The following is a 15,182-nucleotide window of genomic DNA, read 5'->3' on the forward strand; positions in this document are numbered from 1 at the left end:
GAATAAGAGGTGAGGAAATGGCTCCCAATTCTAAAACCAAAATTAAAAGGATTTTTACAATGAATCCGATTATTGTTGCACTTGGTTTTATTAGTTTATTTACCGATCTCTCCAGTAATATGATTGTTCCAATTTTGCCGTTGTATCTTTCGAGTGTATTACATGTTCAGACAAGTTCCATTGGAATTATCGAAGGGATCGCGGAAAGTACAGCAAGTATTTTAAAATTATTTTCGGGTTGGATTACTGATCGGGTCGGTAAATATAAACCTTTGATGCTGGTTGGTTATGGGTTATCAAATTTAACCAAACCACTATTTGCATTAAGTGGATCATGGGGACAGGTGCTTCTCGTTCGATTTTCTGATCGTATTGGTAAAGGTATTCGTACGTCACCAAGAGATGTATTAGTTGCTAATTCCACTACAAAAGAAGAACGGGGCAAGGCGTTTGGGTTTCGCCGAGCGATGGATGCTTTAGGGGCGGCTCTGGGACCTCTGGTCGCTTTTGGTATACTTGCTTGGTCAATGAATAATTATCGCCTCGTGTTCTGGTTATCGGTTATTCCAGGTGTTTTGGCCATTATCCTTATTATCTTTTTCTTGAATTATAAGGAGGCAGCTGGAACTGGAAAACAAGCAAAACCTCTCAAGATTGGTTTTAAAAATGTAAATAAACGTTTTATTTGGTTTTCTTTAGTTGCAACGCTGTTTACTATCGGGAATTTTTCTGATGCGTTTCTTTCTCTTCGTGCACTAGACACTGGGATGCGCCCAGCATTAATCCCGCTTGCCTTTTTTACTCTAAATATAGTCAGTAGTATTTTTTCCATTCCAGTAGGTATGTTATCTGACCGTATTGGTCGGCGGCCAGTCCTAATTTCTGGATTTATTATCTTTGCATTGATTTATTTTGGATTTGGAATGGCCAAAAACGTTATTTGGATTTGGGTGTTATTTATATTTTATGGCCTTTACTATGCGTTTACCGAAGGGATTCAAAAAGCATATATCGCTGACATTGTCCCAGAAGGTCAACGAGGAACTGCGATGGGGACATATAACGCAATGACCGGAATCGCTGCTTTACCGGCTAGTATTATAGCGGGATTCTTATGGCAGAATTTTGGACCTTTTGTTGCGTTTAGCACAAGCAGTATTATTGCAATTATCGCTGCACTCTTAATGATTTTATTTCGTATTTAAATGATGATCAATATAAATAAATGAAAACAAGCGGGGTTTTGCCCCGCTTGTTTTTAGATTGTCGAGAAACCTATTTCTAAGAAAAGATGCTCTGACTTCGGACAACGCTGCGGTCATTTTGGGACTCTTTGTCCGAAGCTGCCCTGAATTCGGACAACACAAGACCAATTTTGGGACACCTTGTCCGAAGCTGCCTTAACTTAGGACACAGCTAACGCAAATTTGCTATCCTCTGTCCAAAGATACCCATTTCTCAAAGCAATAAAAAACAAGCGAGGGTTTTTCCCCGCTTGTTTTGTTGCTATCTTAGAGTTGTAGTGTACGTAAGACAAGACAAAAGCTTTAACCTTGTAAAAAGGCCAACTGGCAGAAAAATAATATAGCAAACACATATACAAGTGGATGAACTTCCCGCCACTTTCCCTTTACGATTTTTAAAATAGGCCAGGAAATAAACCCAAGCGCAATTCCAGTTGAGATGCTGGAGGTCAATGGCATACTCAAGATTACTAAAAATGCCGGAAAAGCTTCATCTAGCTGGTCCCATTGGACACGTGCGATCGTCCCCATCATAAGACTTCCGACAATGATTAATGAAGGAGCAGTTATAGCTGAAACGCCCGAAACAGCACCAACCAAAGGACTGAAGAATGCAGAAACCAAAAAAGAATCGCGACGACGAGCGATGTCAGTCCTGTTCTTCCCCCTGCAGCAACCCCGCTAGTTGATTCGATAAAAGCAGTAGTTGGACTTGTCCCAAAAATAGCACCAATGGTGGTCGCAAATGAATCGGAAAGAAGTGCCCTATTTGCTCTTGGCAGGGTATTCCCTTTCATCAGCCCCGCCTGTTCTGCCACACCAATCATAGTTCCGGTTGTATCAAAAATAGTTACTAATAAAAAGGAAAACACAACAGAATAAAGACTATGGCTTATAACTTGACCAAATGCATGAAACGGATTTGTGATAATAAGACCATCAGGTAGTGAAGGCAGTGAAATAACCCCTTTGTGGAAGGAAAGTTGACCAGATAAAGCGGCGATAATCCCAGTAAAAATCATTCCGAAAAACATGGCGCCACTAACCCTGAAACTCATGAGAATTAGAGTTATAAAAAGTCCAGCTAGTGTGAGAAGGACAGAAGTACTGTGCAGGTTACCAAGTCCAACGAGATTTTCCGGGTTCTTTACAATAATTCCAGACATTTTAAGGCCGATAAAGGCAATAAATAAACCGATTCCGGCTGAGATTCCATGCTTTAAATTTTCAGGGATAGCCTGAATTAATTTTTCTCTAAAAGGTGTTAAAGAAAGAATGAGAAAAATAATACCAGCGACAAAAACTGCGGCAAAAGCTGTTTCATAGTTTATATTTCCATGATGACCCACAACGGAGTAAGCAAAATAAGCATTCAACCCCATTCCAGGTGCAATGGCAATCGGATAATTAGCAAAAAACGCCATCCATAAGGTGCCAAGGGCAGCAGCAATAATGGTAGCAGAAAACACTTGTGGGAACGGAACTCCTGCACTGGATAAAACAACAGGGTTAACAACAACAATATAGACCATTGTTAAAAAGGTAGTAATTCCTGCTATTACCTCTGTTTTAATATTTGTTTGATTTTCTCTAAGTTTAAACAAAATGATGACCTCCAAAAAAACGAACATTAAAAAAACACTTAATAATAATATTCGTTTTTATTCAGTTTTTCAATCAATATTTTTAAAAAATTATTTATTTCTGGTTGGTTTTACTTTTCTTATGAATTAGAAATTCAAAAACTAGATCAATTAAGAGAGAAATTAAATAAAAAAGAGGCTCAAATTAATTAAATTTGAACCTCTTTTTTATTTAATTATATTTCACTAAACTTACCATCCCGCTTTCGGCATGATGTAGTTCATGGCAATGGAACAACCAGGTACCTGGGTTATCGGCAACAAATTGAATTATATATGTTTCGTTTGGTTTAACATTTAGAGTATCCTTTACTACTTCAGAACCAGTAAAGGTCACTCCATTCCTAGATAACACTTGGAAATGATGTCCGTGCAGATGCATTGGATGGTCTACATTTGTTTCATTTTTGATTGTAAATCTAACTACGTCATCCTTGTTTACATTATACACTTCCGAATTAGGCATTTTCTTGCCATTGATGGTAAATGTATTCCCTCCATCACTCGAGCTCAAAACCATTTGATATGCTTTTGTTGGCGATTGAATTGCCGTTTTACTATTTTCTCCGTAAGTAGAAAAATCAAAGAATTTGTTAATCGTTCCTTCCGTTTTAACCTTTTGTTTTTCATATCCTTTATAGGTTAAAGGGATAACGGCTTTTAAACTTTTATTGTTGTCTGCGTATATTTTAATTCCCCAATTGCCTGGTTGATCGGCCTTAAATTCAACATCATAACGCTCTCCAGGGGCAATTTGGATCAGTTGATTACTGGTTAAAGTTGGTTTATTAACCCTGACACCGTCATAACCCGTTACCATAAATTTATGAACTGGGATTTGAATGTTCTGCGTAAATAAGCCGAAATTCACAAATCTCAATTTTACATTATCGCCTTTTTTTATTGTAATTGGCTGAATGCTAGGTGCAGCTTTTCCATTAATAATTGGCATGTCATACATATTCATCATCATGTCCGAGTGATTGGACATGGTGGATTGGGAATGATCTGTGCTTCCCATATTCATATTACCCATATTACTCATAGCGCCCATGTTCATATTACCCATGCCGTCCATTGAACCCATAGATGAACGTTCGCTAATGGTAACTGCCTTGTCTACATTTACTTTTTCGCCATTTTTTGGCTCTACAATCAAAACACCATATAATCCATTGCCAATCTGGGTAGATTCATTTAGATGAGAATGAAACCAATAAGTACCGGGCTTTGGTGCAGTAAATGTGTAATCGAAACTTTTTCCGGCTTGATTGGCATTTGCGTTACATCTGGGACACCGTCCATTTTATTCAGATCGGTTAATCCATGAAGATGCAGTGTAGTTGCTTCTTTTAATGAATTTTTGAAATGAATGGTTACCTTTTGTCCTTCCTTAACCCGAATTTCCTGACCTGGCACACTTCCGTTGTATGTCAGGGCAGTTTCGACCAATTTGTTGTTATATTTTATTTTGGTTTCTTTTGCCTCTAAAGTGAAGTAGTTTGATGAAGAATTTTTATCCGTGCTTGGTTTACTTTGGGTTGTGGTTGTATTTTTATTACTTGAACATGCAGCTAAAAAGACCGATACGATCATCAAAATAATCGGAATGACAAATAACTTTCTTTTCATCGTTTTCCTCCCAAAAACATTTAATTAAGTTAATAAGTTTACAATAGTATAAAAATGTGCAGAAAATAAGGATTTCTACACATTTTTTTGATTTTTATGGGGGAGGGAATTAGAACGGTTCTTCTGATGTTGATATTTTTAATACAATAACCTATTGGTCTTTGAAAAAGAAAAACTAGCAAAAGTTTTAAATAGTATCAAAAGCAAATTGTCTAGTTTCAAATTTATGTCCATTTACTTTCAAAGTAATAAAAGACAAACTTTGTACAAAAAAAACTCAAAGTTTCTGCACACTTTTCCATTATTGTATTTTACATAGGTTAACCAACTAAATTAATTTAAACATATTAGGAATGAGGTGAATGCTTTGAAGGTTAAAATAATAGTTTTAGCTTTACTAGTTTTTATACTTACAGGTGGTGGAATGGCGCTGGCCTCAAATGGAAACGGGAATTCTAGTAACAACATGCAAGGCATGGACATGAGCGGTAAGGACAAAAACATGGATATGAGCAATATGGACATGAGCGGTAAGGACAAAAACATGGATATGAGCAATATGGACATGAGCGGCAAGGACAAAAACATGGACATGAGCAACATGGATATGGGTGGGAAAGACAAAAAAACGGATATGAGTGGTTCTAATATGGACAATATGCCAGGCATGGATATGGGAGATAAGCCAATAAAAGAAACACCTCCAAATGCAAAGATTTTGGGAACTTATGGAGTCGTAAATGCTGCCTTTATTATGATTGGTGTTTGGAATAAATGGTTTAGACGGAAGGATGGTACCGATGGCAATTCCAAATAATAAACTAGACCAAGAGAAAAATAAACTAGAAAAACAACCAGTTAATTTATTAAAGGTTCCTTTCATTAAAAAGTTCATCCAAAGCAAATGGTATCCTGGTCTTTTTCAATGGATTGTACTAATTGTTTTTTCAGGAATTGTATATGAATTAGTGGCTGGGACCGTTGACCCGTCAAAAAACTTGGGTACTTCGTTGACTTGGGTCTTGTGGTGGCCTTTAATCCCGCTGTTCTTCGTATTAATCGGCCGGTTTTGGTGTGCGATCTGTCCTTTTGGTAAAGTTAGTGACATTATTCGTAAAACAATTGGGAGTGAACGCCCCGCACCAAAGTTTTTAAGAAAATACGGTCTGTGGTTTATTGATCTATTCTTTATTGCCATTACCTATAGTGATCATATTTGGGGAATTGTAGAAAACCCAAGAGGTTCAGGTTACTTACTTTTATTACTTGTAACCATGGTAGTTGGAACATCGGTCTTTTATGAAAGAAGAACATTTTGCAAAACTTTATGTTTCCTAGGGGGATTGTCAGGAAACTATTCTCGGTCAGGTTCCCTGGAACTTCGTGGAACGCCTGAAGTGTGTAAATCTTGTAAAGTACAAGCTTGTTATAAAGGAAGCGAAAAGGCAGAAGGCTGCCCAATGTTCCAATTTGTTCGCACAATGGATTCAGCAGCAGATTGTAACCTTTGCGGAAACTGTGTGAAAAACTGTCCAAATGATTCAATCAGGATATCACCACGTGTGCCTACATCCGAATTATGGGTAATTAAAAAACCTATGATTGAACATACATTTTTAGCAGCTGTCATCATGGGGATTGTGTTTGTACAAAACATTACGATGATTGCCATTTGGCAGGACATTCTAAAAGCAATTAGTTCTGTAACTGGTACCAGCAATTATAATATAAACTTTACCGTTGCATTTATTATTGCAATGGCAATCCCAGTAGGTCTTTTATTTGGAACTGCAAAAATTGCTACCATTACAGGCGGTTCTGTAGAAAAGGTGAAACAAAACTTTATTAAATTTGGTTATGCTATTATTCCTTTAGATTTAGCAGGGCACCTCGCTCATAACTTGTTCCATATTATCACTGAAGGAAAAGCGATCTGGTATAACTCAGCATCAGTAATTGGTGTTAACGTCACTAGAGGTGACCTTGCTTTCGCGCCTGCTTCAACTGTACAAATGCTGCAGTATATCATTATCGTCATTGGAACAATTGGTTCCATCTATACTGCTTACCGAATTGGAAATAAAGGTTCATTTAAAGCATTAGTACCTTACTATACTTTAATGGTATTGCTTGCAGTAGCAAATATTTATCTGTTCTCAATGCCAATGATGCACAGGGTTTAATTTCAATATTTTTTGCAAAACGACCAGGTTTAAAACATCTGGTCGTTTTCTTATTTGTCAAATTAACATTTACAATTTTATGAACCCTACTAAAATGCATAATTTCTGCATATTTATCAGCTATATTCTCCTCATACAAACTGTTCTTTTTTCAGCGGAGTTGATTCATATGAATAAAAAAATTCTGTTAGGATTAATGGCTTCTTTATTATTAGCCGGAGTAGTTGGATGTTCAAATTCTCAAAGCAGTGACAAAAAAATGAGTGATAAGCAAACACAACAATCAGACGGTAAAAAAATGAACATGACTGATGATCAAATGAAAAATATGAAAAAAAGCAGTAATAAGTAATCTTTTTTTTGATTGCATGATATAAAAGGCTGAAGAGATCAATATCTCCTTCAGCTTTTATTCGTTATTCAGGTTTATAGTTTCTTTTGGTATAGATGCTAACTAATTTTGAACCGTTTGGTGTAACAATGGTATCTTTTCACACAAGAATGGAGCTGTTGATATTGGAAACTAAAAGGAGTTACAAAGAAGAATTAATCGCAATTTTGGTAGAAATAAATCGGCTAGTTACCGAACATTTAAAAGTTCAAAAAAGCGTTTTTAATCCCACGATAAAAGTAAGGATCGCATTTCTATCAAAGAAAAATTATTATGAAAATCTATACGAAACAAACAAAAAGATTCAAGAAGAGCTTTATCAAACTATCAGAAGAATGCATGAAAACAAAAAGGAATTAAATATGAACCCATTCATTTATGGAGGAATCAAGGAATATGCCCTATTATTTCATTCCTCAAGTGAAAAATTAACACGAATTGTTTTTGAATTGCATCTTAAGACAAAAAAACAAAACAAATTAACGGATGAGGAATACAATCATTTAGTCAATGAGTACCAAATCATCGAAAATTCCAGGATGGAAAAAGGGAGCAGAATACAAAAAATCGCATTTATGCTAGCCCAATAAAAAGGATTAAACAGTAAAAAAGAGTGGTTAAATTAAGGAAATTGATTAATTCCTGAATATATTTTTCGTCATACTCATCTTTTTATTTCATCAAATGTCCATAGTTTTTGCTAACTTTCTGCACATTCTTCCTTTAATTTAGAGGTGTAATCATTCACCTAATGTGTTTTGTAAAATGGATTATAAATCATCTGAGAGAGGAACGAGGTGAAATATGAAACGGTTTACATCGATACTAATTATAATAATTGCTTTAGCGGTCATTGCAGCTGGATGTGGGACGCAAAAAGCCAATACAACTTTTAATAAGAAAAATCAGCCATTGCCGAGTTATGTTTTGAATTCATCATCAAAGGTTCAAGAAACGTATATTATGGCATCAAATTATCCGAAGGTTTTATCCCAAGTTCCATGTTTTTGCGGATGTACAGCAGATGGTCATAAGAGTAACCTTAATTGTTTTATTGGTAAAATGGGACCAAATAATACTGTTGAATCATGGGACCAGCATGGTATATCGTGAGATACTTGTGTAAATATCGCGCGTGACGCGATTCAAATGAATCAAGATGGAAAGAGTCCAAAGGAAATTTATGATTTAGTGACTGAGAAATATGGAAATCTTGGTGAAGGCACTCCAACACCTGAGCCGAAAAAATAAATATTGGTCTGTAAAAAAGATCTATTTAATTTAAACATTAATTATGTTTTAAAAGAAGGTGCAGGGATTTTATTCCTGCACCTTCTTGTTTATAAATGTTTTATTAAGCTTTGTTAGAAACCTATTTCATGTGTTGAGAAAAAGTGTAATACGGGCTTCTTCTTCCAATAACTTCAAGAGCATAAATAATTTTCTTTTTGAATTTTTCCATTGAGTAAAATCTCTTTTCATTGAGTGGTTATTTGTATTATCTACCTTAACTGATAAATGAACAAAGTGGATGAAAGCGGAAACATTCGCCATGTAAGCGATGCAACAGATAGATTGCTCACTGTTGCGCAATCGCTCTAATCTTTTCATTATTTTTTTGTGATTGATACTATTCAACACTAAAGGTATTAATAACGTAAGCAGATGGTATCACTTTAGTTATCTTATCGTTGCTATTAATTGCAATTGTTTCCGTTAGAATATGGAATAACATTAAAGGTGAAACAGAAGTGGCGGAATGTTAAATAAATGTAAAACCAGATACATTTCCTAAAGGATTTAACAAATGGTAGAATGACAATGGTTCAATCAATGTTTATAAATAAAGGAGTCAAAATGAATATAAAATATGAAGTCATAGCTGACGATAAAGCTGAATATTGTAGAGAGTTATGCAATGAACTCATGGTCTTTCAAAAGTCAAAAGCAAAAATTAAACCTGAATTGTTTGACAGCATGAATTTTGAAACACGAATGATTCCTTCTATAAAGAATGCAATTTACAATCAAATTGTAGTTGCTAAAGACGATGAGAAGATAGTTGGATATGCATACTCAAACATTTCTCCCAAAGAAACATATTCCAATGATTTTGCCCCTTTTTTTGACATTACTTCTGTTAGTAGAAAGAATGTCGGTTGTTTATCTCAGTTTTATCTTAGGGAAGCCTATAGAAAATACGGGATTGGATCGGAGCTTTTTGATAGATCGATGAATTGGTTGAAGCAATTCACTGATGTCGAGGATTATTTTATTTTTGTTTCGAATGGTAATAACGATGCCTTGGAGTTTTATAAACGAAAAGGATTTGTTGTAAGCCATGAAATTTTGGATGGTTTTATTACTGTGCTACGAAATTAAGAATCTAAATGAAAATTTTATCAACAATACTAGTGCCAGGCGCATATAAAGACACTTATACATTTGTCTATTTATGGTGTCTGGCTTTTTTATATCTGAATTAATATTTCGATATGCCCCTTTTTTCTATAGATTTTCCATGTAAAGATCATTCATTAAAGAAAGCTAGTAACTTGTCAACATTTTTCCATAAAAATTAAAAATACTTCATGCTATACTAAAAATGCATATGGGAAATAGCATAATTTTATTGTCCGAGGGAGCAGATTATTTGTTTGATCATAAAAAGTTTACAAATGCAAAATTCGTTGCAGCGATTGCAACATTATGCTGTTTATTATGGGGGAGTGCTTATCCAGCGATAAAAATAGGATATATATTATTTAATATTAATACTAATGATATAGCCTCAAAATTTTTATTTGCAGGGTATCGGTTTGTTATTGCTGGTGTAATTTTACTAACACTTGCACAATTATCTGGAAAGAGAATATTTAGTTTTTCAAAGAGAAATTTTTCAAGATTATTTACTTTAGGTGTTATTCAAACCACTTTACAATATATATTCTTTTATATAGGTGTAGCAAACACTACTGGAGTTAAAGGGTCAGTAATGAATTCTACAGCTGTATTTTTTGGTGTTATATTAGCTCATTATATATATAAGGATGATAAGTTAACGAAAACGAAGGCAATCGGATGCATGATAGGATTTATTGGAGTTATTGCAGTAAATTTTAATTCCGAACTATTGCGATTTTCTTTTAATTTTATTGGAGATGGTTTTGTTATTATTGCTGCCCTTATTTTTTCAGTGGCAGTAATATATTCAAAAAAACTTACAGAAAGCATGGATGTTATGGTCATAACAGGATATAGCCTTTTTATAGGGGGGATTATCCTAGTCCTTTTGGGAGAGGTGTCTGGCGGACAAGTTGATCATTTTACGCTGAAGTCTTCTTTCCTTTTAATTTATCTGGCATTATTGTCTTCAATCGCATTTTCATTATGGAATCTTTTACTAAAATATAATAATGTAGGCCTAGTTTCTGTATATAATTTTCTAACACCAATTTTCGGCTCTGTCCTCTCCGCCATATTTTTAGGAGAAACCATATTTGAACTAAAAAATATTGTCGCACTTATATTAGTATGTATCGGTATTTGGATGGTTAACGCAGTAGAGAAAAATGTAAATGTATTGCTAAATGAAAAGTTGAAGAAAGAGTTTAAAGTATAAATTCCTATTAAGATATAAAAGCTAATGCTAATAAAGGCTGCCAACGTACAAATAGATAAGAAAAACATCTATAAGAGCTTTTACCATATTAACTTTTGAGATAAGATGGTAAAATAAGAAAGTGATTTTTAGACGAGGGAAAAAGTTAAATCAATAACTTACATTGGAGAGATTAAAGTGGAAAATTGCTTGATTGTAAAAGATGTATCTTTTGAAGATTTTGATGACGGACAGCGTTCATATCAATGTATATTAACCTTTTTGGGCGGGGAAAAAGCGCGCTTGTTTTGTAAAGAAAATATAGACACAAAGAAAATGTATCCATTTTATGTTGCTGTAATGAATGGGACATGTCCTTGCTGCAAAAAGCCGAATTGTGCAAGTTTAGAATCGAAGAAGGGCATGCTTTTTGAGCAAGTGTTAAAACTTAAGCCAGCTGCAGGAGAATTTGAAACTATTCAACCTTTAGTATTATCAGCCCGCTGATTTATAGTCCATCATATTATCCAAAAAAAGGCGATTCCTTACTTTAGGAATCGTCTTTTTTTGAGTTTTAAAATATATTAAAGAGACACAAATTGCTGTTATAATCTAGTAGCGTTTTTTATTAAGGATTATTTTTATAGAAAAATATTGAGTTAAATACCCTTTTACAAGTAAAGTGTAGAATATAAAAGTTTTTAAAGATGGAGAGTGCCATAGAAGTGAATGTATTAACGGTTGAACATTTAGTTCGAAAATTTTCATTGAAAGTATTGACCGGGAAAATCAATTACACCAATCTATTAAGCAATCAAGGTCCCATCGTCCGGGTTTGGAATTCGTTGGTCACTTTGATTTTTTTCCAACGGAACGTGTTCAAATACTTGGAAGAAAAGAAATTACTTATTTGCATAAATTAAGTATAGAAGAGCGGCAGTTGAGAATCGGGAATATTGTTAAATACCACCCGCCGTGCTTTATCGTTACTGCTGAGCAGAAAGGATTAACGTATTTAACTCAGTATTGTGAAGAAGAAGGGATCCCGTTATTATGTACAACCGAGCCTCAGATAACTTCTGAATTTATTATGAAGCTTGATGATTATATGGTAAAAACATTAGCTCCTGAGATCGCAGTGCACGGAGTTTGTATTAATGTGTATGGAATGGGCATATTACTTCGAGGAAAATCTGGTGTCGGCAAAAGTGAGACGGCACACACGATGATTGGCAGAGGACACCGGCTAGTGGCTGATGATATCGTTGTATTAAAAAAGCTTAGTCCACGGACCATTTTAGCAACTCATGATGGGAAAACGAAGGAATTTCTTGCCCTAAGGAGCGTTGGTCTTTTAAATGTAGTCCGCTTATATGGGAGAAAAGCTTTTCAAGATGAATCGAGGATCGAGCTCGATATTGAACTGACAAAATGGCAAAAAAATTCCCTTAATAATGAATTGGATCACGAACTTAAATTTACAGAGTTTATGGGCGTTCGTATTCCACATATAGAGATACAGCTCCAGCCTGGCCGTGATGTGGCGGGGCTAATTGAGGCTGCGGCAAATAACTGGCTTCTGAAGAAGGAAGGGTACAGTGCTGCAGAAGAGTTTATGAGAAGGCTAGAATCTGATTCGAACTGGTAATAGTACATAAAAAAACAGCGGACTTTCTACAGTCCGCTGTTTTTTCTGGTTTTTGAGAAAGGGACACCTTCGGACAAAAGAAGGAAAAATTTAAGTTAGTCTATAAAGCGGACCAAGATGATTATGTCACAAAGTCAAATTTGGAATTTTTTTGCAAAAATGATTCTCAACACTCTAATAAAAAGATGCCTATTTGGCATCTTTTAATGTAAATCTATCAATTCGTATCTCTTGATCATAGGCAGAAGGGGTGTAGTCAATTAGTATATGTCTCGTGTGGAATAAAATTAAACGATCGTAAATAAATGTTATACCCTCAACTTCTAGTACATTTTCATCTTCTTTTTGATTTACAGGTGTAAGTGAAAAGCTAGCTTTTCCTCCGCCTCCGCAACCGATCCCTGCCAAATAGATATATACGGCTTGTTTACTTTTGTCTTTGGCTAATAATTGTTTTAAGGTTTCCAACGCAATTTCTGTTATCTCAATATGCATAAATAACCCCTCCCTTTATCCCGCGATATTATGATAAATACTTGGAAAATGTATTATTCCTCTTTCAAATGGTCTATGAGTCGACTAAGTAAATCGCTTAATACCATTATTTCATGGTCATTGTAAATATGATAGGTATTGGCATTAAAGTCATTTCTGGAGGCTTTCAATTTCTCATATACACGATTTCCTTCTTCTGTTATTTTCACACGAGTCCGTCTTTTATCTTCAGGGTCTGGAAATAAAGCGACTAAATTTGACTGCTGTAAACGATTGATCATCCCTGTCATATTTTGTTTGGTTACGAGTGTCTCTTCTTTTAATTCTCCAATTGAAATTTCTCCCTTTTCAATGATGGTTCTGAGAATAACCCATTGCTGTATACTATTCAGTCCAACATCTGCAACCATCTTTGATCCATATCTGCTTAAAAGATTGGATATCCTAATGAAATCCAATGTTATGTTTGTTTTTAAATTTTCCATTTAAACCTCCAAAGCGGTCAATTTATCTTTGGTCATTATTTCTATTAATAACAATATAAAAAAGATTAACGAATTTAGTCAAGTTGTTGACTAAAAATAGTATGATGAATTAAAATGATTTAGTCAACAAATTGACCGAATTACTAATTTTAAGGAGATAAGAAACATGTCGAATACAGCTACAAACCGAAAAATGGTAACAGTTGCAATGCTGGTGGCCATTCTTTTAGTTGCCATTGATGTTACTGTTGTCAGTACGGCTATGCCGCGGATTGTCAGTGACCTTAGCGGTCTGGAATTAATCAGCTGGGTCTTTGCCATCTATACGCTTACAACATCTGTGACAACGCCAATTTATGGGAAATTGGCTGATTTATTTGGTAGAAAGAAAATTTTTATGACTGGGGTCATTTTGTTTGTTCTCGGCTCGATGCTATCGGGTGCTGCACATACGATGACCCAATTAATTTGGTTCCGTGCATTTCAGGGGATAGGGGCTGGTGCGGTGATGCCGTTAACTTTTACGATTATCGGCGACCTCTATCCTGGGGAACAACGGGCAAAAATGCAAGGTGTGTTCAGTTCGGTCTGGGGAATCGCAGGTCTTTTAGGTCCGTTAGTCGGCGGCTTCTTTGTGGACCATGTCAGCTGGCGCTGGATTTTCTATATTAATTTGCCTGTTGGGTTAGTCTCTATTGTATTACTCTCTATTTTCTTCCATGAGATAGTTGACTTGAAAAAAGATCGCAAAATTGACTATCTTGGAGCAATCACTTTTACAATTGGGATTTCAACTCTATTATACGCTCTTCTAAATGCTGGTCCTGGTCAGAAATATGCTTGGAATTCAGCACAAATTTATATGCTTTTTGCTGTAGCATTTATTTTTATTTTACTCTTTGGTTATATTGAAACAAAAGTGAAAGAACCTATGCTTCCACCGTCGTTATTTCGGATACCAGTGATTTTGGTTTCTAATTTTATTGGTGTACTCTCAAGCGCTGTTCTAATTGGGGTTAATGTTTATTTACCAATGTGGATCCAAACTATTCTTGGCCACAGTGCAACGAGCTCTGGTCTAACGCTAATGCCTATGTCTATTGCCTGGCCTTTAGGTGCAACTTTTGCCGAACGTTATATGTATAAAATCGGCTCTAAGTTTACGGCTGTTATCGGAGCTATATTAATTGCACTTGGAGGGACATGGCTGTTGTCCCTAGAACTTGGATCACCGTATTGGTATTTTGTTGGAATTATGATCGTTATTGGTCTTGGTATGGGTTACGCTACAACTCCAACGACAGTCCTTGTCCAATCGGCGGTAGGCTGGCAAATGCGCGGTGCAGCAACAGCTTCTAACACCTTTACCCGATCTATTGGTCAAACAGTTGGGGTGGCTATTTTTGGAACAATTTTTAACAACTCGCTCATCACTTATGGTAAAGAACATTCAAATGGAGCATGGAGCGGGGGTGGCACTATAAGTAATGTCTTAAATTCAGGTGCCATCAATAAGTTGCCTGCAAATGTCATTGATATGATTCATCAAGCGCTTGCCCACGGCCTTCACCTTGTGTTTATTCTGGTATTTTTCCTTGGGGCCGCAAACCTTGTCGTTACTCTTTTCCTTCCTTCACACAAGAAGGTAATGGAACAGCAAAAACAAGTTCAACATTAAAAGCAAAAGTCGCCAAAAGGCGGCTTTTGCTTTTCCATTACAAACAAATCCCAGATTGAAATTAACAATTGTCGATAGTCTTCGACACCATTAGGCAGGTTAACCTATTTTAAATAATTTACAAAATATAAGATAATCGATATTTCCACAAAAAGTGCCATATAAAAATTTTTTATATGAAA

13 protein-coding genes and 3 pseudogenes are annotated in these 15,182 nt (G+C 35.5%); 11 read left to right on the forward strand and 5 right to left on the reverse strand.

Annotated features, from left to right (window positions below; all coding sequences use genetic code 11):
• Positions 1-17: 17 nt before the first annotated feature.
• Entirely contained in the window at positions 18-1,205 is a 1,188-nt protein-coding gene (locus RCG17_RS16750; RefSeq protein ID WP_308171277.1) for an MFS transporter, read from the forward strand.
• A 342-nt stretch (positions 1,206-1,547) separates the two neighbouring features.
• Here RCG17_RS16750 and RCG17_RS16755 read toward each other — a convergent pair.
• From RCG17_RS16755 to RCG17_RS16765, 3 genes and pseudogenes are all read right to left on the reverse strand, one after another.
• A pseudogene (locus tag RCG17_RS16755) lies at positions 1,548-2,875 on the reverse strand (NCS2 family permease).
• 184 nt (positions 2,876-3,059) lie between these two features.
• Positions 3,060-4,046: a multicopper oxidase family protein gene (locus RCG17_RS16760; protein WP_308171278.1), complete on the reverse strand. Its 987-nt coding sequence runs from the start codon at positions 4,044-4,046 to the stop codon at positions 3,060-3,062.
• A gap of 39 nt (positions 4,047-4,085) precedes the next feature.
• Positions 4,086-4,519: pseudogene (locus RCG17_RS16765) on the reverse strand (multicopper oxidase domain-containing protein); the annotation flags it as partial.
• A gap of 367 nt (positions 4,520-4,886) precedes the next feature.
• Between RCG17_RS16765 and RCG17_RS16770 the strand changes: the two are divergent.
• The 9 genes and pseudogenes from RCG17_RS16770 to hprK all read left to right on the forward strand — a co-directional run bounded on the left by RCG17_RS16770 (position 4,887) and on the right by hprK (position 12,342).
• Positions 4,887-5,336: a hypothetical protein gene (locus RCG17_RS16770; protein ID WP_308171279.1), complete on the forward strand. Its 450-nt coding sequence runs from the start codon at positions 4,887-4,889 to the stop codon at positions 5,334-5,336.
• Positions 5,320-6,702, forward strand: coding sequence for a 4Fe-4S binding protein (locus tag RCG17_RS16775; protein ID WP_308171280.1), 1,383 nt, complete (start codon positions 5,320-5,322; stop codon positions 6,700-6,702). The genes RCG17_RS16770 and RCG17_RS16775 overlap by 17 nt, the downstream gene beginning before the upstream one ends.
• Positions 6,703-6,871: 169 nt before the next feature.
• Positions 6,872-7,054: a hypothetical protein gene (locus RCG17_RS16780; RefSeq protein ID WP_308171281.1), complete on the forward strand. Its 183-nt coding sequence runs from the start codon at positions 6,872-6,874 to the stop codon at positions 7,052-7,054.
• Between the two features lie 164 nt (positions 7,055-7,218).
• Complete coding sequence (locus tag RCG17_RS16785) at positions 7,219-7,683, forward strand: hypothetical protein (protein WP_308171282.1); 465 nt, start codon at positions 7,219-7,221, stop codon at positions 7,681-7,683.
• 214 nt (positions 7,684-7,897) lie between these two features.
• Complete coding sequence (locus RCG17_RS16790; protein ID WP_308171283.1) at positions 7,898-8,344, forward strand: PCYCGC motif-containing (lipo)protein; 447 nt, start codon at positions 7,898-7,900, stop codon at positions 8,342-8,344.
• A 606-nt stretch (positions 8,345-8,950) separates the two neighbouring features.
• Complete coding sequence (locus RCG17_RS16795; protein ID WP_308171284.1) at positions 8,951-9,475, forward strand: GNAT family N-acetyltransferase; 525 nt, start codon at positions 8,951-8,953, stop codon at positions 9,473-9,475.
• A 271-nt stretch (positions 9,476-9,746) separates the two neighbouring features.
• Complete coding sequence (locus RCG17_RS16800; RefSeq protein ID WP_308171285.1) at positions 9,747-10,715, forward strand: DMT family transporter; 969 nt, start codon at positions 9,747-9,749, stop codon at positions 10,713-10,715.
• A 189-nt stretch (positions 10,716-10,904) separates the two neighbouring features.
• Positions 10,905-11,201: a hypothetical protein gene (locus tag RCG17_RS16805; protein WP_308171286.1), complete on the forward strand. Its 297-nt coding sequence runs from the start codon at positions 10,905-10,907 to the stop codon at positions 11,199-11,201.
• 218 nt (positions 11,202-11,419) lie between these two features.
• A pseudogene (gene hprK / locus RCG17_RS16810) lies at positions 11,420-12,342 on the forward strand (HPr(Ser) kinase/phosphatase).
• A 189-nt stretch (positions 12,343-12,531) separates the two neighbouring features.
• On the opposite strand, the gene RCG17_RS16815 reads toward hprK, so the two are convergent.
• Both RCG17_RS16815 and RCG17_RS16820 read right to left on the reverse strand, forming a co-directional pair.
• A complete protein-coding gene (locus RCG17_RS16815) occupies positions 12,532-12,837 on the reverse strand; it encodes an iron-sulfur cluster biosynthesis family protein (protein WP_308171287.1) in 306 nt (101 codons plus the stop codon).
• 53 nt (positions 12,838-12,890) lie between these two features.
• Positions 12,891-13,322, reverse strand: coding sequence for a MarR family winged helix-turn-helix transcriptional regulator (locus RCG17_RS16820; RefSeq protein WP_308171288.1), 432 nt, complete (start codon positions 13,320-13,322; stop codon positions 12,891-12,893).
• A 166-nt stretch (positions 13,323-13,488) separates the two neighbouring features.
• Between RCG17_RS16820 and RCG17_RS16825 the strand changes: the two genes are divergently transcribed.
• On the forward strand, positions 13,489-15,000 hold the full coding sequence (locus RCG17_RS16825) for an MDR family MFS transporter (protein WP_308171289.1): 1,512 nt from the start codon (positions 13,489-13,491) through the stop codon (positions 14,998-15,000).
• Positions 15,001-15,182: the final 182 nt, after the last annotated feature.

Source organism: Neobacillus sp. PS3-12 (assembly GCF_030915385.1).
Taxonomy (GTDB): Bacteria; Bacillota; Bacilli; order Bacillales; family Cytobacillaceae; genus JAEVLT01.

Coding starts and splice junctions, on each gene's coding strand:
- RCG17_RS16820 (WP_308171288.1), bottom strand. CDS start 13,322: ATGGAAAATTTAAAAACAAACATAACATTGGATTTCATTAGGATATCC.
- RCG17_RS16815 (WP_308171287.1), bottom strand. CDS start 12,837: ATGCATATTGAGATAACAGAAATTGCGTTGGAAACCTTAAAACAATTA.
- RCG17_RS16775 (WP_308171280.1), top strand. CDS start 5,320: ATGGCAATTCCAAATAATAAACTAGACCAAGAGAAAAATAAACTAGAA.
- RCG17_RS16780 (WP_308171281.1), top strand. CDS start 6,872: ATGAATAAAAAAATTCTGTTAGGATTAATGGCTTCTTTATTATTAGCC.
- RCG17_RS16795 (WP_308171284.1), top strand. CDS start 8,951: ATGAATATAAAATATGAAGTCATAGCTGACGATAAAGCTGAATATTGT.
- RCG17_RS16825 (WP_308171289.1), top strand. CDS start 13,489: ATGTCGAATACAGCTACAAACCGAAAAATGGTAACAGTTGCAATGCTG.
- RCG17_RS16750 (WP_308171277.1), top strand. CDS start 18: ATGGCTCCCAATTCTAAAACCAAAATTAAAAGGATTTTTACAATGAAT.